The 25,072-nt window shown below is 42.0% G+C and carries 24 protein-coding genes and 1 other annotated feature; of the genes, 3 read left to right on the top strand and 21 right to left on the bottom strand.

The genetic code is table 11. The features are described from left to right. Nucleotides 1–144: 144 nt before the first annotated feature. The 6 genes from leuB to VEI_RS00315 all read right to left on the bottom strand — a co-directional run bounded on the left by leuB (nt 145) and on the right by VEI_RS00315 (nt 7,418). Complete coding sequence (gene leuB / locus VEI_RS00340) at nt 145–1,215, bottom strand: 3-isopropylmalate dehydrogenase (protein ID WP_059361100.1); 1,071 nt, start codon at nt 1,213–1,215, stop codon at nt 145–147. 382 nt (nt 1,216–1,597) lie between these two features. Then, nucleotides 1,598–2,089 (bottom strand): 3-isopropylmalate dehydratase small subunit, encoded by a 492-nt coding sequence (locus VEI_RS00335; RefSeq protein WP_059361098.1) that lies wholly within the window; start codon nt 2,087–2,089, stop codon nt 1,598–1,600. A 1-nt stretch (nt 2,090) separates the two neighbouring features. Beyond that, on the bottom strand, nt 2,091–3,350 hold the full coding sequence (gene leuC, locus VEI_RS00330; protein ID WP_059361097.1) for a 3-isopropylmalate dehydratase large subunit: 1,260 nt from the start codon (nt 3,348–3,350) through the stop codon (nt 2,091–2,093). 1 nt (nt 3,351) lies between these two features. Further along, a complete protein-coding gene (locus VEI_RS00325) occupies nt 3,352–4,890 on the bottom strand; it encodes a 2-isopropylmalate synthase (protein WP_059361095.1) in 1,539 nt (512 codons plus the stop codon). 260 nt (nt 4,891–5,150) lie between these two features. Further along, nucleotides 5,151–5,354, bottom strand: a binding site (T-box leader). Between the two features lie 228 nt (nt 5,355–5,582). Next, nucleotides 5,583–5,990, bottom strand: coding sequence for a hypothetical protein (locus tag VEI_RS00320; RefSeq protein WP_059361093.1), 408 nt, complete (start codon nt 5,988–5,990; stop codon nt 5,583–5,585). A 795-nt stretch (nt 5,991–6,785) separates the two neighbouring features. Continuing rightward, nucleotides 6,786–7,418, bottom strand: a complete 633-nt coding sequence (locus tag VEI_RS00315; protein WP_059361091.1) for a hypothetical protein — start codon at nt 7,416–7,418, stop codon at nt 6,786–6,788. 184 nt (nt 7,419–7,602) lie between these two features. Between VEI_RS00315 and VEI_RS00310 the strand changes: the two genes are divergently transcribed. Both VEI_RS00310 and VEI_RS00305 read left to right on the top strand, forming a co-directional pair. After that, nucleotides 7,603–7,884: a type II toxin-antitoxin system RelB/DinJ family antitoxin gene (locus VEI_RS00310; RefSeq protein WP_059361088.1), complete on the top strand. Its 282-nt coding sequence runs from the start codon at nt 7,603–7,605 to the stop codon at nt 7,882–7,884. A 307-nt stretch (nt 7,885–8,191) separates the two neighbouring features. Next, nucleotides 8,192–8,539 carry a hypothetical protein gene (locus tag VEI_RS00305; RefSeq protein WP_059361086.1) on the top strand — a complete coding sequence of 116 codons (348 nt, stop codon included), beginning with the start codon at nt 8,192–8,194 and terminating at the stop codon, nt 8,537–8,539. Nucleotides 8,540–8,686: 147 nt separating this feature from the next. Here VEI_RS00305 and VEI_RS00300 read toward each other — a convergent pair whose 3' ends face one another. From VEI_RS00300 to VEI_RS00245, 12 genes are all read right to left on the bottom strand, one after another. Then, nucleotides 8,687–9,427 carry an ABC transporter ATP-binding protein gene (locus VEI_RS00300; protein ID WP_059361084.1) on the bottom strand — a complete coding sequence of 247 codons (741 nt, stop codon included), beginning with the start codon at nt 9,425–9,427 and terminating at the stop codon, nt 8,687–8,689. 1 nt (nt 9,428) lies between these two features. Continuing rightward, a complete protein-coding gene (locus VEI_RS00295) occupies nt 9,429–10,196 on the bottom strand; it encodes an ABC transporter ATP-binding protein (RefSeq protein ID WP_059361082.1) in 768 nt (255 codons plus the stop codon). Continuing rightward, a complete protein-coding gene (locus VEI_RS00290; RefSeq protein WP_059361078.1) occupies nt 10,189–11,712 on the bottom strand; it encodes an ABC transporter substrate-binding protein in 1,524 nt (507 codons plus the stop codon). The genes VEI_RS00295 and VEI_RS00290 overlap by 8 nt, the downstream gene beginning before the upstream one ends. 66 nt (nt 11,713–11,778) lie before the next feature. Further along, entirely contained in the window at nt 11,779–12,588 is an 810-nt protein-coding gene (locus tag VEI_RS00285) for an ABC transporter permease (protein WP_059361076.1), read from the bottom strand. Then, entirely contained in the window at nt 12,581–13,531 is a 951-nt protein-coding gene (locus VEI_RS00280) for an ABC transporter permease (RefSeq protein WP_059361430.1), read from the bottom strand. The genes VEI_RS00285 and VEI_RS00280 overlap by 8 nt, the downstream gene beginning before the upstream one ends. Nucleotides 13,532–13,762: 231 nt before the next feature. Beyond that, on the bottom strand, nt 13,763–14,347 hold the full coding sequence (locus VEI_RS00275) for a hypothetical protein (RefSeq protein WP_059361071.1): 585 nt from the start codon (nt 14,345–14,347) through the stop codon (nt 13,763–13,765). Nucleotides 14,348–14,393: 46 nt separating this feature from the next. Continuing rightward, on the bottom strand, nt 14,394–14,996 hold the full coding sequence (locus tag VEI_RS00270; RefSeq protein WP_059361069.1) for a hypothetical protein: 603 nt from the start codon (nt 14,994–14,996) through the stop codon (nt 14,394–14,396). A gap of 135 nt (nt 14,997–15,131) precedes the next feature. Continuing rightward, the gene (locus VEI_RS00265; RefSeq protein ID WP_059361067.1) at nt 15,132–15,890 is read right to left on the bottom strand and encodes an SDR family NAD(P)-dependent oxidoreductase; all 759 of its coding nucleotides are present in this window, start codon (nt 15,888–15,890) and stop codon (nt 15,132–15,134) included. A gap of 340 nt (nt 15,891–16,230) precedes the next feature. Then, complete coding sequence (locus VEI_RS00260) at nt 16,231–17,232, bottom strand: electron transfer flavoprotein subunit alpha/FixB family protein (protein ID WP_059361065.1); 1,002 nt, start codon at nt 17,230–17,232, stop codon at nt 16,231–16,233. Beyond that, complete coding sequence (locus VEI_RS00255; protein ID WP_059361062.1) at nt 17,232–18,242, bottom strand: electron transfer flavoprotein subunit beta/FixA family protein; 1,011 nt, start codon at nt 18,240–18,242, stop codon at nt 17,232–17,234. Before VEI_RS00255 ends, VEI_RS00260 begins: the two co-directional genes overlap by 1 nt. 4 nt (nt 18,243–18,246) lie before the next feature. Then, nucleotides 18,247–18,525, bottom strand: a complete 279-nt coding sequence (locus tag VEI_RS00250; RefSeq protein ID WP_005376445.1) for a ferredoxin family protein — start codon at nt 18,523–18,525, stop codon at nt 18,247–18,249. Further along, nucleotides 18,522–19,829 carry an FAD-dependent oxidoreductase gene (locus VEI_RS00245; RefSeq protein ID WP_059361060.1) on the bottom strand — a complete coding sequence of 436 codons (1,308 nt, stop codon included), beginning with the start codon at nt 19,827–19,829 and terminating at the stop codon, nt 18,522–18,524. The genes VEI_RS00250 and VEI_RS00245 overlap by 4 nt, the downstream gene beginning before the upstream one ends. 432 nt (nt 19,830–20,261) lie before the next feature. On the opposite strand from VEI_RS00245, the gene VEI_RS00240 reads away from it, so the two are divergent. Then, entirely contained in the window at nt 20,262–20,723 is a 462-nt protein-coding gene (locus tag VEI_RS00240) for an ArsR/SmtB family transcription factor (RefSeq protein ID WP_059361058.1), read from the top strand. Between the two features lie 84 nt (nt 20,724–20,807). On the opposite strand, the gene VEI_RS00235 is transcribed toward VEI_RS00240, so the two are convergent. The 3 genes from VEI_RS00235 to VEI_RS00225 all read right to left on the bottom strand — a co-directional run bounded on the left by VEI_RS00235 (nt 20,808) and on the right by VEI_RS00225 (nt 25,072). Continuing rightward, on the bottom strand, nt 20,808–22,124 hold the full coding sequence (locus tag VEI_RS00235; RefSeq protein ID WP_059361056.1) for a pyridoxal phosphate-dependent aminotransferase: 1,317 nt from the start codon (nt 22,122–22,124) through the stop codon (nt 20,808–20,810). Nucleotides 22,125–22,271: 147 nt separating this feature from the next. Further along, entirely contained in the window at nt 22,272–24,131 is a 1,860-nt protein-coding gene (locus VEI_RS00230; RefSeq protein WP_059361053.1) for a TonB-dependent receptor plug domain-containing protein, read from the bottom strand. Nucleotides 24,132–24,160: 29 nt separating this feature from the next. Next, on the bottom strand, nt 24,161–25,072 hold the full coding sequence (locus tag VEI_RS00225) for an ABC transporter substrate-binding protein (RefSeq protein ID WP_059361052.1): 912 nt from the start codon (nt 25,070–25,072) through the stop codon (nt 24,161–24,163).

The raw sequence follows: 25,072 nt of genomic DNA, 5'->3' as shown, positions 1-25,072 counted from the left end.
AACTCCTCCCGCAAAAAAGAGAGGGACTAGCCCTCTCTTATATAATGGCATATATATACAATATTTCTATATTATAAAGCATATGATAAGATTTTGAAATAATTTCGCTCACTTGATGAGCTTTCAAAACCTTGTTCCCTACGATTATAGACGTTCAATAACAGCTTGCGCCATTTCTGTGGTACCTACGCGTTTTAAGCCTTCGCGGTAGATATCGCCTGTGCGGTAACCATCAACGAGCACTTGTTCAACAGCTTTTTCAATAGCATCAGCCACTTGAGGTAAATCAAGAGAGTGACGGCACATCATAGCTGCGGACAAGATTGTACCCAATGGGTTCGCCAAGTTTTGGCCCATAATGTCTGGTGCGGAACCGTGGATTGGCTCGTACAATGCTGTGCCAGTACCCATAGATGCTGATGGTAAAAGCCCGATGGAACCAGAGATAACAGCGCCTTCGTCAGACAAGATATCGCCGAACAAGTTTGTTGTAACGATAACGTCAAACTGTGCAGGATTTACAACGAGTTGCATCGCTGTATTATCTACGTAGAAGTAATCTGTTGCGATATCTGGATTAGCTGCCGCTTTCTCTTGAGCGATTTTACGCCACAAACGAGAAGACGCCAATACATTTGCTTTATCTACGGATACAACCTTTTTGTTACGTTTGCGAGCTGTTTCCATAGCAATGTCCATGATGCGCTCTACTTCGTAACGGCTGTATGTTTCTTTATCCCAAGCAAACTCGTTAGCGCCTTCTCCTTGTGCCTCTTCGCGTTCACCGAAGTAAATACCGCCAGTCAATTCACGAACGATAACGAAATCTACATCTTGTACGAGTTCCTTTTTAAGTGGTGAATACTCTTGCAAAGATGGATAGATTTTTACAGGACGCAAATTACAGAACAAACCAAGCTCCTTACGAAGACCAAGGATTGCTTTTTCAGGACGGATAGCAGGATCTACATTATCCCATTTAGGACCGCCTACAGCACCAAGCAAAACAGCATCAGCAGCTTTACAAGCCTCAATCGTATCCTCAGTCAAAGGCACACCGTATGCATCAATAGACGCACCGCCCGCTTTTTTATCGATCCAATTAACCTTTACACCGGCTTTCTCAAAAGCCACATCGCACACAGCCTTCGCTGCAGCAATAATCTCAGTACCGATACCATCACCAGGAATCAATACGATATTTTTTTCGCTCATTCTTATTTCCTCATATACTACATTCATCCGAGGCAATGTAAAGCCCTAAAACTCCAGCTAGCTTAACGGCCTTCGCCCAAAGGGCTCGACCTACTAAAGTCGCTTGAGGACTTCACCTTGACTCTACATCATCAATACATTGCGGAACTCCGCAAGACCGAAAAACACACCCACCATCAGAACAGAAGATTACAATTTGACTCAAACCTCACCGACAAATTGCTAAGAGCCGAATGCCCGTCGAAACCGACTTTGGCCCTGCGAAGGCCGCAGGCCGGAGTCAGACCCGGCCGGTGGAGGTTGAGACGGGTGTTTGGCTCGCCTCCGAAGACCGTTAAGCTAGTGGAGCGGCAGCGCATCACCGAGGCTCGGCAACGTAGTATTACTTGCGATGTTTCGCAAAGTTCACAAGACCACCAGCTGCCGCAATGTCTTGAATGAATTGTGGCAACTCAGTCCCTTGGTATTGTTCGTTTTTAGTCAAGTTGTACACGATACCTTTAGACAAGTCTACGCCGATTGCATCACCAGCGTCGATACGATCAACTTGTTCGCCGATTTCCACTACTGGCAAACCGATGTTGATAGCATTGCGGAAGAAGATACGTGCAAAGGAGTGTGCTACGATAACAGGCACGCCTTTCGCTTTGATAACGCCTGGTGCATGTTCACGGGAGGAACCACAACCAAAGTTTTTGCCAGCTACCATGATTTCGCCAGCTTTCACATTTGGCGCGAATGTAGTATCAATATCTTCCATCGCATGTTCAGCCAATTCGTTCCAGTCAGCAATCGCCAAGTAACGAGCCGGAATGATTACGTCTGTATCTACATCGTCGCCGTAGCGCCAGATTTTTTTGCTTTCAAAATCCATATTAAACCTCCTCAGGGCCTGCAATGCGGCCTAATACAGCACTTGCTGCCGCCACGTAAGGGCTTGCCAAATATACTTCAGAATCAACGTGACCCATACGACCACGGAAGTTACGGTTTGTTGTGGAAACTGTGCGTTCCCCTTCAGCCATGATACCCATGTAACCACCTAGGCAAGGACCACATGTTGGCGTGGACACAGCACAGTCAGATTGAATGAAGATATCTAGTAAACCATCTTTCAACGCTTGGTCATATACATCTTGGGAACCAGGAATTACGATACAACGAACAAACGGAGCCACCTTGCGACCTTTGAAGATTTCAGCAGCTGCCACCAAGTCTTCGTAACGGCCATTTGTACAGGAACCGATGATAACTTGGTCGATTTTAATATCTTTGTCGATTTCGTTGATGTAATGTGTGTTGGATGGCAAATGAGGGAATGCTACTACTGGTTGCAATTTGGACAAGTCAATGGTAATTGTTTGAGCATATACTGCATCAGCATCTGGAGCGATTGGTTCTACAGGACGATTTACGCGGCCTTTGATGTATTCTTCAGTAATTTCATCATATGGGAATACACCACATTTACCGCCCGCTTCGATAGCCATGTTACAGATGGTAAGACGGTCAGCCATAGTCATGTGTTGTACGCCGTCGCCAGCGAATTCAAGAGCCATGTAACGAGCGCCGTCTACGCCGATTTGGCCGATTAAATCAAGAATTACGTCTTTACCAGTTACCCATTTGTTAGGTTTACCGATAAGCTCAACCTTGATTGTCTCAGGCACTTTGAACCAAGTTTTACCTTCTGCCATAGCAACGCCCGCATCAGTGGAGCCTACGCCTGTGGAGAATGCATTTACCGCACCATATGTACAAGTGTGGGAGTCAGCACCGATCATCATTTCCCCAGGACCGATAAGGCCTTTTTCTGGCAAAATAACGTGCTCGATACCCATTCTACCGACTTCAAAGTAGTTTGTAATGCCATGTTCACGTACGAAATCGCGCATGACTTTCGCTTGTGTAGCGGATTGAATATCTTTGTTTGGTGTGAAATGGTCAGGCACCAAGTAGATTTTATGACGGTCAAATACAGGTTTGCCGATCTTTAAGAACTCTTTACGCGCCGGTGGGAATGTGATGTCGTTCATCAAAACAGCGTCCAAATGACATTCGATGATTTGGCCTGGTTTTACCACATCAAGACCCGCGTGGCGAGCCATATTCTTTTCAGTAATGGTCATACCCATATTATTCTTCCTCCTGTTGTTCTAGCTCCATAGCTAGGAATACTGAGTTAACTGCATTAATATATGCGTTCACACTTGATTTAACGATATCGGTGCTAATACCACGACCATGGTACAAGCGACCGTTATATTCTACCTTAAGGGTTGCTTCCCCAAGGGCATCTTTACCTGCTGTGATGGCGCGGATTTGGTAATCTTTTAAGCTAATTGGCAAGCCAACCACACGTTCAACCGCTTTAAGAGATGCGTCTACTGGACCATCACCTACGGCAGCATCGGCTTTTTCACCTTCTGGTGTCATGAGGCGAACGTCAGCATAAGCATAACCTTTTTCACCCAATTTGTAATATTGAGCCACAAGCTCGAATGCTTTTTTGTGATGTAAGTTATCTACTACAAGAGCGACGATGTCATCGTCGTATACTTGTTTTTTACGGTCTGCCAATTCTTTGAATTTAGCGAAGAGGTCATTGATTTTCTCTTCTGTGAAAGATTGGAAACCAAGTTTTGCCAAATGATCAGCAAAGGCATGACGGCCAGAGTGTTTACCCAATACGAGGTCTGTTTTTTCAGCCCCTACGGACTCAGGAGTCATGATTTCATACGTTTCAGGGTTGCTCATCATACCATGTTGGTGAATACCAGACTCATGAGCAAAGGCATTAGAGCCAACGATTGGTTTATTTGGAGGAACTACAACACCTGTTAAACGACTCACAAGTTTAGATACTTTCGTAAATTGTTTTGTATCGATGTTCACTTGAAGGCCGCCGAAGTAATCATGGCGTGTTTTAAGAGCCATTACAACTTCTTCAATCGCTACGTTACCAGCCCGTTCGCCTAGTCCATTAATTGTGCCTTCTACTTGGCGTGCACCTGCTTTAATAGCAGCTAACGTATTCGCATTGGCAAGACCTAAGTCGTCATGGCAGTGAACAGAGATAATTGCATTTTCAATACCTGGTGTATGTTCTTTAATGTAGCGGATTTTATCACCGAACTCATTAGGGTTCATGTAACCTACTGTATCTGGTACATTAATAATTGTTGCACCACCAGCAATGGCAACACCAAATACTTGGCATGCGAAATCTAAATCAGAGCGTGCCGCATCTTCACCAGAGAACTCGATTTCATCAACCTTACCTTTTGCATATGCCAATACGGATTTAACCTTATCCAATACCTCTTGGCGAGTCATTTTTAATTTATATTCCATATGAAGTTCAGAAATAGCAATGAATACATGCAAACGGCTACGTTCCGCATCTTTCAATGCATCAATCGCTTTTTGTACGTCCTTTTCATTAGCACGTGCCAACGCACAAATTGTTGCGCCTTTCACTTCGCGTGCAATCGTTTGTACTGCTTCAAAATCTCCAGGGGATGCTGCTGGGAAACCAGCCTCGATTACATCGATGCCGAGGCGTACTAGGCCTTTCGCAATTTCAATTTTTTCAGGAGTTTGTAAAGACACACCTGGTGTTTGTTCCCCATCACGAAGGGTTGTATCGAAGAAATATACGCGATTTTGATCCATAATCTTCACCTTTTCTATACTAATAAAACATAACGCTGTATTATATCTATCTATTGTAAAAGTTTAGTAAACTCCTAACTTAAAGTAAAGTATAAACCTAGAACTAAAGTGCGTGCTCGCAAGCGACTTTAGTAGGTCGAGGCCCTAGGCCGAGGACCGTTAAGCTAGCTGGAGCGTCAGAGCACCACTTTAATTCGGTCACGTAGTATGGTTGACTAAACTTTCATAAAAAAAAGCCCCTCAGAACAACTGTCGTTGCTCAAAGGGGCGTTATATTCATAACACGGTACCACCCTAATTGGGACTCGTTGCGGGTATAACGGAACCACCGTCGATGACTACTGCTGCATTCGCCACCAAAGCTCACGGGAGAGTGTCAGCGTACAACCTCTATTGCCTCGCACCAACCGGCAACTCTCTGAAAGTAGGATCTGTAAACCTTTATACCCATTCATAGCTTGTATTTAAGATATAAGGGTATTGTACTGTATTCTATAGAGTTATGTCAATTAAAATAAAATGAATATTATGCATCTAGCGTTCTTCTTACTAACTAGCACAATAAAAATAGCAGGGTGGCCGCCCTGCTATTTTTCGTTCATATGAGACTATGTCACATATTGACATCCCTTGTCATATATAGAATAACGCTTCACTATAGTATAGTCAATGTACCCTCTACGCAATCAATCTTAAAAGCTTATCCACTCTAAATTCTCAAAATTATATAAAATTCGTTTATCCATTTTTACCACTTGATTAGATAGCTCTATTAGACCATTAATAAATGAAATATCTGTATACCATTCCTTTAAACCCGCGTACACTTCATTCTCTAAATCAATAATGATGGTTTCTATGGGATCCCAAGTTTTGCATCTTACAGACTCGACCATAACCATGCTATTACCTATGAAAGTAACATCCCTACCATAAATCCAAAACGGCAATACTTTCCCCTTTATAGAAATAGAATATATAGCATCTCCATGAGGCGGTTCCGTTTCATATTGCGCTTTTATATTGTACTTTTCCATTATCTCATTGCTAGCATTTTCTATATATGGCAACATTGAAATCTTATAATTATCTGCGTTCATATAAGCTCCATTATTTTTAATATAAATCACAACAAAGAGGACTGTATATCGCTATTTGTGTAAAGAGTATTTTGCTATACTATAGGTGTTACCAATTCCTTTCCAAATCAGGTAACGGAAAGGAGGTGCATTTAAATCAACACGCTCTCAACGATTCTTGTAGCTATCATGGCAAATGTAATAAGTTATTATATTTGCAAATGGTTAGATTGGCTACTATCGATTATTGGTAACTAACCTTGGTTTGTCACCACGATCTGACAAAAAAGCCCTTGCTAGGACCGGCATCCTTTGCAAGGGCTTCTTTAGTGCATTTAATCAACACTTTGCTCTATCGATATTTTACCATAAAAAGTAAAATATTGTCACTATGAATAACTTTATTTACATATATAATGTAAAAAATCCCTCGGAGTTGCCGCTCCGGGGAATTTTGTAGTTAATTGCACAACTATCAATTGCCTATCTAGAATATACTACACTTAAAATAGTTTTTCAATAAAAATAGCAGGGCTACCACCCTGCTATTTTTCGTTCATATGAGACTATGACAAAACATGAAGTTACCTATGTAATTATCATAGTTCTGTTATCAGTAGTCACTATCATTGCACTAGTTAAGTAGTACAACAATAAACGCCTAACATATAGAGGAGTGCAGTCCTCTAACACGCTAGGCGTCATCATAATTTTGTTCAGTTTTAGATGAGCCTAACGCCCTAATCACGTTAATGGGCTCTCTTTATATGTATATTATAAGCTAATCAGGCTTAAAAAGATAGTACAGTAATAAACTTAATTAGTACCTACACTGTTAATCATTTCTCTTGCCCGCTCAACAGAAATAGGCTCATTAAATAAAAACACATGGTTCTGCCCCTTATATTCCCAAGATGCTAAGTAAACGGCGTCATCCACCATTCGATAGGTTACCGTCATACCATTGATAACATCGGTTTTCTGAGGTAAATAATCCTTATAATCACCTGCGATATTACCAGATAGAGTCGATACACGATACTTAATATACTTTGGCATATCGTCTACACGGTCAAAATATGTTCCTTTTAAAAGCTCATGATAGGCATACACAACTTGTAATACATCGTGATCCACAATGGATACATGTACGGAACGTAATCCCTCTAAACCACTTGACAACTGCGGTTTAAAGTTCAAATGTTGCTTAGCCTCAAATACAGTATCAAACACCTCTAGTGATTGACCTTTACGAATACCTTTATAGTCGCTATCAGTTATAGTACAACTACCAAGTCCATCGGGACATGGGAACTCATTTCGATCACCATAAGGCTGATCATAAATAGAATTACCATTAAGACGGAATCTCATCAAATCATCTGCGGACACAACATTGATGGAACCTATAAAAGCTAACGTAGCTAACACACATACAACCTTTTTCATGATACAATCCCCTGCAAACAAACTATATATAGTAAGTTAATTATATCACCTAAAAAGCTAATATTCTTATATTCAGAAATATTTTTCGTCCAGAAAAAGATATGTATTATGCTTGCAATTCGCACTTATAAGATTGCAATTATATAGCATTTGCATTACAATATAAGTAACAGGAGGTGATACTATGGCTAAAACGGCCTCTATCAGTTTGCGTATCGAGCCAGCTGTAAAAGCACAATTAGAAGCACTATATGCTAGCTTTGGCATATCCGTAACTGATGCGATTAATATTTTTCTCCACACATCACTAATGGAAGGCGGATTTCCATTTCAACCTAAACAACCTCGTTATAATCCAGAAACAGAAGCTGCTATTCAAGAAACGAAAGATATATTAGCAGGAAAAATAAAAGCAAAATCATATGCTAATGTAAAAGAAATGATTGAGGATTTAGGATCGGAGTAATCAGTTATGTTGAGATTAGTGCTTAGCAGTAGATAGTATTATCTTTAACTCGTACGGGTAGCCACTCAGATTTATTCTAACTAAGCTTAAGAGGAATGTGAAAGCATTCCTCTTTTCTATTCCCCAAAAAATTTAAACCAGTTATCATCATAAATCTATCTTATTTGATAGTATCTATCGCAAATCATTCTACTATTCAAAATTATTGTAGGTGTTATAATGAACTCAACAAAAGGAATGGGTGCTCATATGATACTAAATGCACTATTCCAAAACTATAGTTAGTAATTATATGGAGGAAATAATCATGACACATACACAATTAACACAACTCGTACAAGCTTTATTAGATGCACCTACAAGCAATGAAACAGTAAAGGAATTCGCTCAATCTTGGATTAATGCAGAAGGTACACCTAAACAAGAAGAACTTACCAAACAACTCGTATCCGTAGCAGAACAAAACATTGCACTTATCGATGAAACAATCGGCTTTGCAGGCTCTGAACTTGCTACACAAATCCTTGGCGAAGAAGGCGCCGCCAACCTATTACAACACGCTAAAGACATCAAAGCAGAAGGCGCAGAATTCTGCGACTGCCCTGGTTGCGTAGCAGCTAAAAATATTATCGATTTGAAAGCAGAAATTGTATAATACTATAAACAGAATATTACCTATTGAGTGGTTATCTACACATTGTAGATAACCACTTTTCCATACAAAAAAGCCCCTGTCTGATTGATATGTACTACCTTTACTGGTTCTCCAGTAAAAATAGCATATCCAAACAGGGGCTTTTCTTTATAAACTTGCTTCCACAAGTGCTTTTGTATATGGGTGTACCGCTTCTTTAAGTCGTTTTGATTCGATGGTTTCTACGATTTGCCCATCTTTCATAACGATGATTCGGTCTGTTACGGCTTGTAAGAGTCCGATGTCATGGCTGACGAACACATAGCCGAAGGGTTGTTCCCTATGTAGTTTTTGTAAGAGGTCTAGCACTAGTTTTTGGTTCACCGCATCAAGGGCTGATGTAGGTTCATCAAAGAGTACTAGCTTTGGGTTCATCAGCATAATTCGTGCTAATACAACACGTTGTAGTTGACCGCCGCTGACCTCATGAGGGTATTTGTTAACGATCGTTTCAGGTAGGTCAACATGTTGAATCCATTGGCGGATATCTTCCTTTGCAGCGGCTATATCCATGAGCCCATAGTTGATATACGGCTCTAAGAGAAATGCTTCTAAGTTCATCCTCGGTGGAATCACCGCCAAGGGATTTTGGAACATCATCTGCATGGATCGGTATATGTCTGTATAGTTTTGAATGGATGTTACGTCTTTACCAAAGAGCCACAGATTACCAGAGGTAGGCTTTTCCAATAAGGCAATCAGCCTAAGCAGCGTACTTTTACCGGAACCACTACCACCAGCAATACCTACACGTTCATTGGGAGCCACGGAAAAGGATACGTTATCAACGGCGTGGACCGTATGATTGTGGTTTATATATTGTTTACAGATATTCTCAAGTTGAATCATACTACACCACTTTCATTACGGAATCTAACAAAATACGAGTATACTCATCTTTTGGGCATGCCATAACCTCTTCGGTAGAGCCTACTTCAACGAGTTGTCCCTTATTCATAACGCCAATGCTATTAGCAATGCGTGCGGCCGCCTTGATATTATGGGTTACGATAATAACTGTTGCTCCAAGAGCCTGTGTTACCTCTTTTAAAAGGTCTAGCACAGAGGCTTGCACGAGCATATCCAGAGCACTAGTCGGTTCATCGGCAAATACGATGCTCGGCTTCAAGATGAGGCTCAAAGCTATTGCCAATCGCTGCTGCATGCCACCGCTCAATTGGAATGGATAGGACTGCAAGATACGCTCTCCGTCAGTTAAGTGAACGAGATTAAGCATATCTATAACGAGGCTTACATCGTAGCTTTCACCATGGGCACGGAATAAATCTTTGAAGTGATTTTCCACAGTTCGATTTGGGTTTAGATAGGCGCTGGGATTTTGAAAAATCATGGAAATCTTTGTGCCCCGTAGTTGTCGCCAATCGCCATCACTTAAAGTGGAAACATCGGTGCCGTTTAACAAAATTTGACCGCTAATGCTAGCTTGTTTTAACATGCCGAAGGCGGCACGAACCAAGGTAGATTTACCAGAGCCACTTTCACCAACAATGGCAAAGACCTCGCCATTAGGTACGGAGAAGGATACATTACGCACCGCCTCTTCCGCACCATATGAAATTGTAACCTTATCAAATACGATACAATCAGATTTATTCAATAGTAGAATCCTTTGTTAATAAGTAGTAATCGATTGGATGTACTGGTACATTTTTAACTTTTGTAGTGGATACAACTGTTGCACTTGGATACAACAAATAGATATCTGCTACGTCATCAACTAAGATTTGTTGTGCTTGTTTTGCAATATTAGAGCGTTCGTTTTGATCAAATGTTACTGACAATTGGTCGATTAACGCATCTACTTGAGGGTTAGAGTAGCCACCAACGTTTGCTTTTGCACCGGATTTGTAGAATAAGCTGAGGAACCAGTAAGGATCGTTTGTAGACATAGTCACTACATTGCGCTCTACTAAATCGAAACCATCTGTACCAAGTGTATCTACTTCATCAGGACTTTGTAGTTTTTTTAGTGTTACATTGATTCCCGCTTGTTTCAATTCTTGTTGAATTTCTTCGTATAAGCTTGTGTCTTTACCCCAAATAGCAATAGTAATCGCTAATTCTTTGCCATCTTTTGCATACATGCCGTTTGCATTCTTAGCGTAACCAGCTTGAGTCAAGATTTGGTCAGCTTTTGCTACATCTGTCATCGGTTTATTAGCAATCGCATCATAGCCTAAGTTGGCAGATGGAGGGAATGGTGCCGCCCCTGGTGTAGAGCCATTACCAATGATTTTAGCCATGGAATCATAGTTAATGATATGAGCAATAGCGGAACGCACAGCTTTATCATGTAATGGAGATGCTTCTGTATTGTTTGCTTTCAACATAAACACACGAACGCCAGCAACGTCTTGAATATTGAAACCGTCTTTGAACAAGCTACGGTTAGCAGAGTCCACTTTTTGAATTACGTCTACGTCTTTAGATTGCAACGCCATCGCGCGTTTATTGTTGTCTTCGATATCTTTTACAGTTACAGAATCAAGACCTGGTTTGCCGCCCCAGTAATCTGCGAAGGCTGCAAGTTCAATTGTTTCACCTTTCTTGAAAGAAGTGATTTTGTAAGGACCTGTAAGAACTGGTTTAGATGCTACGTCTTTAAGATCTGCAGTGTCCATGATAACGAAAGCTGGTTCAGTCAAGCTAGATAACAAGGAACCATTAGGTTCTGTTGTTTTAATAATCAAGTTTTGACCATCTACTGCGATAGATTCAATCTTAACAGCTTTTGCAGAACGAGCACTTTGTTTCATTGTGTACTCGATGGACTCTTTTACCTTTTGTGGCGTCATTGGAGTGCCATTGTGGAATTTAACATTTTCACGGATGTGGAATTTCCATGTTGTAGGGTCCACATTTTCCCAGGAGTCTGCTAATTGTGGAGTAAATTTCATATCTGGTGTTACCGTTGCCAATGTTTCACCAGCGCCGATACGCGTCAATGTCCACGCATCCCATTCGTGAGTTGGGTCTAATGTTTCACCAAACCAATACAAACCAACATTCATATGCTTCCCTTGTTTGTCGTCTTTAGCAGTATCATTGCCACAACCAACTAAGAGAGCTACCATGCATAGCATGGACAAACATGCTAATAACCAACGTTTCATAATATCTCCTTTAAAATACATTGCCTCGTCGAGGCTTTCACCATAAAAAATCTATACACAGCACGGTTAACGAGATACATCGAGGGCATCGCGCAACGCATCACCAATATAGTTAAATAAAACAACAGTAATAAAAATAGCGAGCCCCGGGTAAATTAGCAGCCACGGCGCCGTTTGTAGAAAATCTCGGGAACTCAACAGGATCGCGCCCCACTCCGGATCCGGTGGTTGTACACCGATGCCGATGAGCGAAAAACTGGCTACCAAAATGATGGCGTCCCCTAAATGTTGAATAATAACGATCACCAACGGTGGCAATACATTCGGCAGAATATAGCGCCACAGAATTCGTAGATTTGAAGCACCTGACATACGAGCAAAGGTAATATACTCCGCGTGGCGTTCAATCTGTACGAGGCCTCTAGTGATACGGGCATATTCCGCCCATTTCGTAATGCACAAGGAAATGATTACATTCGTTATGCTAGGTCCCATAATACCGATGAAAGCAATGGCAATCACCATGTTCGGGAACCCTAGTACCAAATCAATCAAACGAGATAGCCAGCGGTCAATACGAGGCGTAGAAAATCCTGCTAATCCACCAATAGCGATACCGATGGCCCCACTAATGCCAATGATGGTGAAAGCAATCCCTAAAGAGGCTTTACCACCGTACAGAATACGAGACCACACATCACGACCGAGTTGGTCCGTACCTAATAGATGGGTACTACTAATGTCTTGTAAGCGGTCCGCGATACTCGTCGTTTCAGGATCAAAGGGTGCTATATAGGGAGCGCATAAGAAAAATGCGATCCACAGAGCTGCTAATACCAACATAACGTATAAAGTATAGGGCTTTTGTCTATTCATAAGAGCCTCCTTTTATGGCGGCTCTTCGCTTCGGATTCAGCCAAACACTCAATACATCAATGATGATATTAATTACGATGAACACCAAGGTAATCCAGATGATATAACCTTGCATCAATATATAATCGCGAGCCATAATGCCTTGTACCATCATGTAACCAATACCTTTTATGGAGAATACCGTTTCAATAACGGCAGAGCCACCTAGCATAGCGCCCATAGTTACCCCCATCATAGGCAACAACATAAGTCCCACATGAGGGAATATGTAACGGGTGTAGACCATCCATTCTGGCAATCCTAATGCTCGCGCCCCCTGTACAAAGGGCTGTCGCGACACTTCTAAAATAGCATTGCGCAATCGACGAATATAGAGGCCACATATCCATAAAGCAAGGGTTACCGCGGGCAATACATAGGCAGAAAAGCCATTGGTATTCGTTACCGACACTAGCTGTAATTTAACACCGAATAAGTACAGTAATAATAAACCGACCCAGAACCCAGGGATTGCTAATGCTAGGAATGTAACGAGACGAACTCCATGATCAATCCATGAGTCTTGATACTTTGCAGATAACATACCGAGCGGTATGGTCACCACTATCCCCATAACAAGAGCTAAGGATACTAGCCCCAAGGTATTAGGCAAGGCGCCACCAAGAATGGTCGCTACTGGTAAAGCATACAGAATAGACTCACCAAAGTCCCCTTGTACAATTTGACCTAACCAACGTAGGTATTGTTGCCACCAAGGGTCATTGAGCCCTAACTGCTCTCGTATCTGTGCAACTACAACTGGATCTGGTGTAGCCCCTACGAGATTAAACTTCATCGACACGGGGTCGATAGGAGATAATTTTATCAATACAAATGTACCGATAGTAACTACCAATAAAATACCTACAATACTCGCCAAACGCTGTAGTATTAATCGATACAATACATCACCTGCCTTCTTTATCACAAAATAGCTATATTTATATTCTATCAATGTAATACTTAGATAGATATACCCATACGGGTATTTAGAATCGTTATCATTATGAAAGTTTTGCATACCAACAAAAACGGCCCCTCATATGAGGAGCCGCTTCTTATATAACCCTTACAGTGTCCATGCGAGTGCTTCACCACAGCTCGCATGCCTATCCCACTAGGCTGGACTGTTATATTATTTTGTATGTGCTGTAGGTGCTACAGTGTTAGCAATAATCGCTTTTGCCATGTCGCGATTTACAGGGCGTTCAAAGTACATCGCATGGTTTTGACCATCTTTTGTCCAACCAGCGAGGTATACCATTTTTTCGCCACCTTTGAAAGTAACCTTTGTACCGTTTACCTTTTCTGTAGCTGTAACGCGATAATCCTTATGATTACCACTGATATCACCTTTTGTAGTACCTACGCGATAAATGATACGCTTACCTGCCGCTTGGTTTCGCGTTGCATCTTCACCAGCTTGGTAAACATACACAACTTGCAAAACATCTTTATTGATTGTACTTACAGACTCAATATTATAGCCTACAGGCAATACTTTAGGCATTTGAGGTGTAATGTTCATGTATTTTGCAGCCTCAGCCACAGTAGCAAACTCATGAAATGGGCTTGGCATACTAACTATAGGCGCTGCCTGTTCTGCTACCCTAGGTTTAGCTGGATCTGGTTTTACATCAAAAGTGCCTTGCGCACCAGCAACAGTGTAAGAACCTACACAAGCACATGCAATTGCCATTAATACAAATTTTTTTACCATGGGTATAATCTCCCTTCGCGTAACATAAAAATTATTAAAAACACATTTATTTTGTATGTGATTTTTCCTCAACAATATTATGGATAATAGCCTTCGCCATATCTCGTGTAACGGGACGCTGAAATTCTAAAGAGTGATTTTGTCCATCTTTCATCCACGATGCAAGATAGACCATTTTCTTACCACCTTTGAAAGTAACCTTTGTACCATCTACACTTTCAGTTTCTATAACCTTATGAATCTTATGGTCATCGCTGATATCACCTTTTAATTTAGTAGATGTACGATAAAAAATAAGAGCACCACCGGCTTTATTTACGTACGAATCTATACCGGGTTCATACACGTACACAACTTGTAAAATATCTTTCTCAATAGTAATGACAGATTGAATATTAAATCCTACAGGCAATAGCTTTGGCATCTGAGGTCTAAACCCTATATATTCAGACGCTGCGTCTACAGTGGTAAACACATGTACAGGACTTGGCATAACAACGCCAGGAACAGCTGCTTCAACAAACATTTCTAAGGGTCCAGAAACTTTAGTTTGTGCATCCGTAGTACCTTGAGCCTCAACAACTCCATAAGTACCTATACAGACGCAAGCTAACGCCATCAACAAAGATTTCTTTAGTATTGAGGTCATAATAATATACTCCACAAAATACATTTTGTAAAATTATATTTATCAAAATACGCTTAATAAGTATATCCTAAATGATATAGGATTTCAAGTAATAAATGCTACCTATATCATTTAATAAGCTAGGTATTTAGCCTGTTATTTCTTATGTACCATAAAGCCTGCCGCTTGTTGGTTCGCCATGATGGTTACATCAGAGATTTGCAAGCGTTTAGGTTGGTTTGTTACATATAGTACAACATCGGCCACATCCTCTGGTTGAACAGCCTCAATACCAGTGTACACAGATTTAGCTCGTTCCGCATCACCGTGGAATCGTACTTCGCTGAATGGAGTTTCTACGATGCCTGGTTGAATGGTAGTAACCTTAATATCTGTAGCAATAGTATCCATGCGAATACCATCAGCTAGCATCTTAACAGCCGCCTTTGTTGCACAGTAAACGGCACCACCTGGGTATGCATAAATCCCAGCTGTAGAGCCCATATTTACGATATGACCTTCATTTTTATCAATCATGAAAGGAAGTACTGCCTTTGTTACATAAAGAAGTCCTAATACATTCGTATTAATCATTGTGACTGCATCTTCTACGGTACTATCTTGGAATGGATCGAGTCCCTGTGCCAGACCTGCATTATTTACAAGTACATCAATGCCACCAAAAGCTTCGATAGCAGCAGGAACCTTGCTTTCAACATCCTCGCGACTACGCACATCAAGAACTAAAGTCGCAACACGCACGCCATGCTCCTTAGATAAACGAGCCTGTACCTCGCCCAATAACTCAACACGACGACCAGAAATCAATACATTATCGCCATGCTTTGCATAAGCCTCAGCAATACAAAGACCAATACCAGACGTTGCACCAGTGACAAAAACATTACGAGCCATAAAAGCCTCCTCATCATCAATCCGTTTTATTCTATCAAGTTCATTATACCATTATGAAAATAAAAAAACGCTACCCTACCCCCTATAATCTATAAAAACAGTGTATACATAAGTTGATGCAGGTAATAATTGAGCCCTACTACAGCTAGAAAATAAATAGAGATACCTATCCGAAGCCGCCTTGGGCGCTACACCTCCCATTCCGCCCTTCCCCAAATGACATATTGACGCATCTGAAAGGAAATCGTATAGAGATGAAAAAGGATTACCGTTCCGGAAGCGACTTAGGTCACTATGGAGCCTTTCGGGACGGTAATCCTTTGTAATCATTTATATAGTTTTATTTCAGATGCGCCAACATATCGTTGAGAACTTCCATGCAATCCCCAACAATCCCATAGTTCGCGTGTTGGAATATTTCCGCCTTCGGATCGTTGTTAATGGCCACGATTGTATCGGCACCAGAGATACCGCTTACGTGTTGGATTGCGCCAGAGATACCAAATGCCAAGTATAGTTTAGGGCTTACGGTTTTACCGGTTTGACCTACTTGATATGGCAATTCAATCCAGCCTTTTTCAACGAGTGGACGTGTAGCGCCTACAACGCCGCCGATAGCATCGGCGAGTTCGTAGAGTTTATCAAAGTTTTCCTTTGAACCCATACCACGACCGCCAGCTACGATGATATCCGCTTCTTGGATATTATAACCAGACTTGCTGAATGGAATAAAGTCTAGCCGTTTGGTGCGAATGTCTTCGGGCTTGAGGTCAAATTGTTCAAGTTGGATACGGCCCCAACTGTCCGCAATGCGCTCAGGTTTCTTAAATACATTAGGACGAACAGAGCCCATTTGTGGACGATGGTTTGGCGAAATAATTTCCGCTAAGATATTGCCGCCCAAAGCAGGACGAGTCCATTCAACTAGGCCTTCTTCTGTATCTACCGTTAGGATAGTGCAATCTGCTACAACGCCATTTTGCATGCGACCAGACATGCGCGGTGCTAAGTCTCGACCATTATTGGTTGCACCAATCAATAGGATATTAGGTTTATGGTCTTCAAAGAAGTCGGTTAACACCTTAGTGTAGCCATCCGTTGTATAGTATTTCAAGAGGGGACTTTCAAAAACGTGAACAATATCGGCGCCATGTGCTACCAGTTCCTCTGCTTCGGTTTGCACATTCTCACCAAGGAGCATAACTTGAACGAGCTGGCCCAATTCCTTAGCAATGCGGCGAGCCTGACCGATCAATTCGTACGTAACGGGATGCACAACGTCATCGATGGTATCCGCTACTACATAGACATCTCTATATTCATCAAAATTAGTAACGGCCATTATCGGTCACCTCCTTTGGAAACATCAGCACTTTTAGCAGCCTCTGCGGCAAATGTATTTGGTTTTATCTCTTCTACCTTTGCTTCGCTAGGCACTACGCTTTCAACAGATGCAGCACGTTGCACAGGGTCTTTTACATCAACCCCTTCATCCTCTGTAGAATCTACAACAGGTACATCATTAGGCACCAAGAGATGGGCGAATTTTTCAGGCTTGATGTGGTATGCCAATTCAAGCACCTTTTTTGCGCCTTCATCGATAGATGAAAGCATTTCTACCTTGCCACGAAGTGGTGGTTGGTACACCTTACGCACACGCGTAGGAGAGCCTGTAAGGCCAATGCGGCTTTCATCAATATGAGGCATATCACGCAATGTAATATGAGAGATGGTATAACGTTTTGCATAAATAGAGCTCCAAAGACCTGGTTGACGTGGTTCATTGAGTTCAGCTGTAGCTGTTACAAGCAATGGCAACGGAACCTCTACGATTTCATAGCCATTTTCATGTTGCCGTTTCACAACTGCTTTTTGTGCAGCTTGATCAACGGATAGTTCACAGGCATAGGTAGCTTGTGCCATACCGAGTTCCTCTGCAATTTGAGGGCCTACTTGTGCCGTATCGCCATCGATAGCCTGCTTACCGCAGAAGATAATTTGGAATTGACGGTTCATAGTCCGTTGAATATGACGGATAGCAGACGCAATGGTATAGCTAGTAGCCAATGTATCGGCACCACCGAACGCGCGGTCTGTCACGAGTACTGCATCATCGGCACCGAGGGATAAACACTCACGAAGAGCTGCCTCAGCCTGTGGAGGGCCCATGGATAGAACGGTTACACGACTACCTTCATATTGGTCTTTCACCGCAAGAGCCGCCTCTAACGCATGCATATCGTCAGGGTTTACAATGCTAGGCAGGCCTGTGCGGATGAGATTATTTGTTTCCGGATCTAGCTTGATTTCCGATGTATCCGGAACTTGTTTTATACAGACTAATAATTCCATGCACTCACCCCTGTCTAAACTCTACGCCCTTGGCGTTACGAGGATATTTCCAAGTCTTAACAACACTGTGTCCACATAATACGCGACATGTGCCACATTCGAGGCAGCCCGCAAAATCAAAGGCTAGCTTGCCATCTTCTTGTAATGTATATAGTCCTGCGGGACAACCATTAACGAGTTTCATCGCCTCTTCTCGGCTTACGCTTTCACCATCAATAATGATGTGAGGACACGTTTCGTCTACATAGTATTTATTGGCGCCCAAACGCTCTTCTAATTTCATAGGGAACGCACCCCTTTCCAAGCATCACGAATCAAGGTAAATAGGCCAATATCTCCGACACGGCGCATAATTTTTTTCATCATTGGAACTGCACCATCACCGTTTACAGTGAATACGTCGCGCATCAAATTGTTAACAAATGTTGGGTATTCATTGAAAATACGAGGATTTGTGCCCAAGAATTTCGGTACATGTTTATACAATTTTAAATCATGACGCAACCAAGACGCCTTGATTTGTTTTTCATATAATTTTGGTACACGGTCCATATTTTCATCGCGCAACGCCACATTAACTGCATCCGCCGCGCATATACCGGACTCAATGGCAAGGTCCATGCCACGAATTGTATAACCGAGATTCATACACATACGCGCCGCATCGCCCACGATGATGTAACCATTACCGCCCAATTTCGGCATCGCTTTATAGCCACCTTCAGGCACGAGATGTGCACTGTGCTCCTTTAATTGACCATTTTTCAAGAGCGGTGCAATTCTAGGATGACTAGTGAAAGCCTCTAGCATTTCGTCTACGGATTTGCCCGCAGAACCGATGTCTTCAAGACCTACAACCATACCTACAGATAGACTAGCTTTATTGGTATAAATAAAGCCACCACCAAGGAGACCATCTGTCATGTCCCCCAAGGTGAGCCAAGCCATTCCTTCGTCACCAGATAACATAAGGCGATTTTCGAGGTCCTCTTTTTTAAGTTTATACACCTCTTTTACACCGACTGCCATCGTCTTAGGATCGGTCGGGCCAGTTAAACCAGCCTCTTCTAAGAGCACTGTATTAGCACCTTCTGCGATGATAACAAGCTTAGCATACACCTCATCATCGTGACAACGAACACCGACAACGCGTCGATTCTTGCCTTCACCTTCCGTGATAAGCTCCGTTACCTGTACATTGGAAACGAGCAAAGCCCCTTTTTTCTCAGCCTCTTCAGCGAGCCATTTATCAAATTTAGCGCGCAACACAACATAGGACTCTTCATTTTCTTTCACATCTTGGCAACTATATTCAATGGTTGTCATCTCATTGCCAGCACCGATGGAAATACGTTCCTTCGTCACCTTTCTTTCAAGAGGCGCACGGTCCCTAAAATCAGGCACCAATTTCTCTAACGAATGCGTATAAATACGACCACCCATCATATTCTTTGCACCTGGCGCCATACCACGCTCGATGAGCAACACCTTTACACGCTGCTCCGCCAACCGCAACGCCGCTGCAGCACCTGCCGGCCCTGCACCAACGACGATGACATCAAATGTTTCATTTCGATCTATTGCCATATACTCAGCTCCTTTTTATGAAAGCCTAACTTACATAAGTTTATATATTATATATTCACGATACAGATTGAAAATACCTTTTTAACATACCACATGTACATGAAAATTTTATAAGAAAATTAAAAAGGGCCTGCGTAGCCCTTCCCCTTTCCCACATAAAGTTTTTAGAAAGGCTGTAGGGGGATTCTATAAACGACTTTGGCCCTGTTCCGAAGGAACAGACCTGGCCGGTGGAGGCTTTTAGAATCCCCCTACAGCCGCCCTCAAAAAAAATTATAAATTTTTCTAGCTTTCACACAAAAATTGGCGTATGATAATATTAAGAAAGTATATATATACGGAGCAAGACACGTATAATACGACCGCATAATGCAAGACCACGGTCAAAGTAAGGCACTCAATATTTAGTATGTACCTAAAAAAGGAGGCCATATGGATCCGCAAAGAATTCTAAAGGCATTATCAAATCCCCATCGGTTAGATATTATATTGTGGTTGAAGCACCCCGAGCAAGAATTCGGTGTTCAAGTACACACTAATACTCTTATCGACTTTTCAAACAGCGTCAGCGTTAAAAGTATTCAAAAGCGCTGTGGTGTATCGCAATCGTCTGTATCCACATTTATGACTATGCTAGAACGTGCAGACCTTGTGGAATCGCGCAAAATTGACCAATACACCTACTACAGACGCAATGAAAAAGTTATCCGCGAGTTTGGCGACTGGTACAACAAAGAAGTATCCATCCAAGCCGATAATATCGACAAATTATTGGAAACAGTAACCTTAGACGATACATCCTATCCATCAACAGAGGATAGTTCTATGCTAAATCAACAACAAAGCATAGGAATATCTACTAAGGGACTAGACTATGAAAAAGATAATACCTAAACACAACTCCCTATCATTGCTTTATAGGGATCAAAAAGGAGCTATAGTGCTAGAGGCTAACCTCAGCAATATAGCTCCTTTATTTTATCGTTGCGCTTCGTATGCTCTAAATAGTTTAGATAGCAATTTTGGCGCTAGTTTTAATAATTCTGGGTTTTCGCAGAAAGATACGCGAAGTTGTGTTTTACCAGGGTTATTGTCGCCATTTAAGCCGCTATAGAAACCGTTAAGCGGAGCCATGAGCAATGTATAGTCATTGCCATCGTCCAAGGTTACGCGGCCATGTTCTGCACACCAGGCAGCAAATTCTACGCCATCAAAGCCAGGTTTTGCCACATTGCGCACATCGATAACGAAATAGATGGACGCTTCTGGATTGGAAATAATGAACTCAGGTTCTTCATCTTTAAAGCCTTTGTGAAGTTCAAAGATCATTTGGCGGTAGTAATCACGTTGTTGTTCATACCAGTTATGAAGATCAGCATGACTTTCATGAGCCAAAGCACCAAAGATATATTGACCAAGCGTATTAGCACTAAGATTGGCTGTATATTCAGCAACGGATTTTTCATAGCACAATGCATTATCCGTAATGATAGCACCAATGCGCAGACCACAAGCATTCCACACCTTCGAAGCCGTTTCAAGGCTAATACGACGACCTTCGATGCCAGGCACATCCTTGTTGGTCAAGGTCCAAATACTAGATGTTTCCTTACCTTTTTGATATGCCAATTCACGATATGCTTCGTCGGAAATAATCCATAAATTGTGTTTTACACACAATGTTGCATATTCAATCAAGGTTTCCTTGCTGAATAACTGACCCGTCGGATTATCGTAAGGGATAATCAAGAGTGCACCTGGTTTTGTTTCCATAATGCGTTTTTCCACGGTTTCAATGGATGGCAATTCGAACTCGCCATTTTCATTAAGGCTACGTTCTACAGCCACTGTTTTACGGCCAATACGTTGACCTACAGCATCGTAGTTCGTGTAGGAAGGGTTGAACATCAAGAGAGGACGTTCCTCTTCCCCTGCACCGCCACAAACACCGAGCATGATGATTTCCATCGCCATGGACGCACCATCTGTAACGAGTACATTAAGGCCCGTTGTATCAAAGCCTTGACTGCGCAAAATATGCAAAAATGCTTCGCGACATTCATCGGTTCCCGTCGTAGGCACATATGGCACGATGCCTGTACTGAAAGGACTATTAGTACTTCCTAATGTAAATAGTCGGCGCTGCATGGCGGGATGCATAGGACGCATAACATTGCCAATTGAACCATTTACCAAAACAGGTGGGTCCTTTCGTTCCAAAAATTTAATTTGCCCCATGCGGATCCCGGACGGCTTGCGAGCCATCATATACGGGGATAAAACCGGTAGTTCCATACAGAATCCAACTCCTCTTACTAAAAATGATACATATACATGGATATATATAGATACATCCTATTATAGAGGTTTTACTATAGAAAATCTATAGTTTTATCATATTAACTAATAGTCTTATCAATTTTCTTATTTTTTATACAATTCTTAGATTGTAACCTCTACACCAAAGCGGAAGTTGCGACCTTGACCTGGCCACCAATCACCAGCGTGGCCCCAACGAACGCTAGATTGTTCTGCATAGTATGTATCAAATAGGTTATTGATGCGACCAAATACAGTCACATTTTCACGCACGCGATAGTTAGCACTAATATCAGTAATCCAATATGTTGTACGAGGGAAGATGTTAGCCGCAGGACCTGGACGGTCGATGACACCGCGAATATCTAAATGAGCATCCCATTTAACATCGTTGTAATCGAGACCTGCATTAACCGCATGTTTAGGAATATAGCCATCACGATTTGCTTTGCGAGTTGGTGTAGCATCAATATGAGTATACGTATAACCGAGTCGGGCAGATACATGTTTCGTTAATTGTTTGCGTACATCTGCATTGATACCATGCGCCTTTTCTGTATCAAAATTATGGTATTCACCTGAGAACGCTGCAGGGTTTGTCATTACCCAACCAATTTTATCTTTTGTGCTGCGACTAAAGAAGCTGAGATTGCTGTTCCAAGTTTTACCGAATTTATGATGAACACCTACGCTCCATTCATGACCAGTTTCAGGTTTCAAATTGCGGTTACCATTTGTGCCATCAAAGAGTTGATATGGTGTAGGAGCCAAGAAGTATTCTTTGTACGCTGCATATACATTCGTTTTAGCATTCACATCGTAGCCAACGCTAATGGATGGAGATGTATGTGTACCAAATGCAGAATGATGGTCAACGCGAACACCTGGTATGACAGTCCATTTTGGAGCAACCTTCCACTCATCTTGTACGAAGTAAGATGTGTTCGTAAGTTTTACACCACCCATATTAAGCACCTTATCTTGGCGCCAATCAATACCGCCAACTACGGTATGATCTTTTGCTTTATACGTCACTTGGTCACCAAACGCACGAGTCTTAATATCTGTTAAATAACCATCATATTTAGTTTTATAATGATTATCTAATACGTACAATTGATGGCTCCAACGTTTATTGATGTTATTATTCCAAACAGCACGGAAGGAATCACTTGCTTCTGTACCGTAACGAATGTGATTAAGGCGCCCCATATGGTCAGAATACATCACATCGCCGCGATAGGTATCATAGAATACCTTCACATCATTTTTGTCATTGATTTTGTTGCCTACCATGAAGGAACCAGTATGGCTATTGCCATGTTGCGGAATGCGTTTGCCATGACCATCTTTATAGGAACCGATGATATCCTTTTGGTAACCTACACGCCAGTACCAATCCTTTTTGCTACCTTCGTTCAAGAGAGCGTATTGTTCTAAATCATTGCTGCCGCCCATCATGCGAAGTTTAGTTTGAACACCTTCCTCAGGTTTTGCAGTGATTACGTTCACAACACCACCGATAGCACCAGAACCGTACAATGTAGACCCGGCACCGCGTTGTACTTCGATGCGGTCAATGCTAGACATATCTTTCAAAATCGTCATTGGCGGATTCACACCAGCGGCCCCCATATTGATGCCGTCTACTAAATACAATACCTGTTCAGAACCATTAATGCGGAATGCATTAGAGTTCGTATACCCTACGCCGCCGCCATACGTATTAACGTCAACACCAGGAACGACACGCATTGCTTCGTTCATGTTTGTGGCATGACGTTCACGCACATCGTCACCAGTCAATACGGATACACTAGCTGGTACTTGTGAAAGTTGTTGTTCACTGCGCGTTGCAGTAACGACAATGGTATGAGAATCTTGTGCATCAGCAGCTAATACGCTAGGTGCACTAATTGTGCTACCAAATACAAGAGCTAATCCCACATATAGAGATAAACGTTGTTTCTTTGATACTTTCATAAAAACCTCCACACACATCAAACTATAAATTACATACTATAAATATTTTGTGCCATAGATACCATTGCACGGGTCATAAATTGAGAATAACTCATGACCTGCGAGGAATCTACAAGATACACACGACGATTGGCGATGGCCTTAACGCCCTGCAAAGCAGGATCAGAGTAAAGCTGTTCTGCCGTTGCTGGCGTAGTGCCATCTGATGTATAGGCCACAGAAGGAATAAAAATAATATCAGGGTTAGATTTTATTAAATCCTCTCTCGTCCCATTATCAAAAGGGCCTAACCCTATTTGAGCGGCCGCATTGTTTACCTTCAAGTAGTTACACATATCATCGAAGGTTGAACCCTTGCCGCCTGTTAAACCAAATTGGGAATAAAACGCCACCAAAGGACGTTCTCCACTATGCTTATTGGTCAATTCTTCTACAGTTTTCAAATCTGCATCCATGCTGGCTATCATGGATTCATCAGATGCATGTAATAGCCCGGCAATCTCATGAATAGTAGCTTTTGCTTCTTTTACCGTAGTAGGCGTTTTATATACATAAACAGGAATCTGCATATTGCGCATTTCCCCAATCGCATCGGGAGACATCCAATTAGGTACTAATACTAAATCTGGCTGTACAGAGAGCATGGACTCAGCAGATGCTTTCACATGTTTCTCTACCTTAGCCGACGCGTCGGGTACATTATTAGGTACCGTACCAACAGCGGCTACGCGGCTTGGATCAACCAAGGATAGGACTATATCCTCTGTGCTAGCAGCGACAGGAACGATGCGCTTAGGTTCAGTCGGCACCGTAACAACAGTGCCTGTACCATCCGTCACCTGATGTGTGGCGCCCGTAGTTCCCATCTGTTTAGGACCACAGCCGAACAGCAGAAGTACCATCATTACTATGGTACATATAATAGGTATTCTTTGTTTCAT

Origin of the sequence: Veillonella tobetsuensis (assembly GCF_001078375.1) — a bacterium.
Classification (GTDB): domain Bacteria; phylum Bacillota; class Negativicutes; order Veillonellales; family Veillonellaceae; genus Veillonella; species Veillonella tobetsuensis.
Note: the sequence above shows the minus strand (reverse complement) of the source record. Positions and strands in the feature narration are given on the sequence as shown.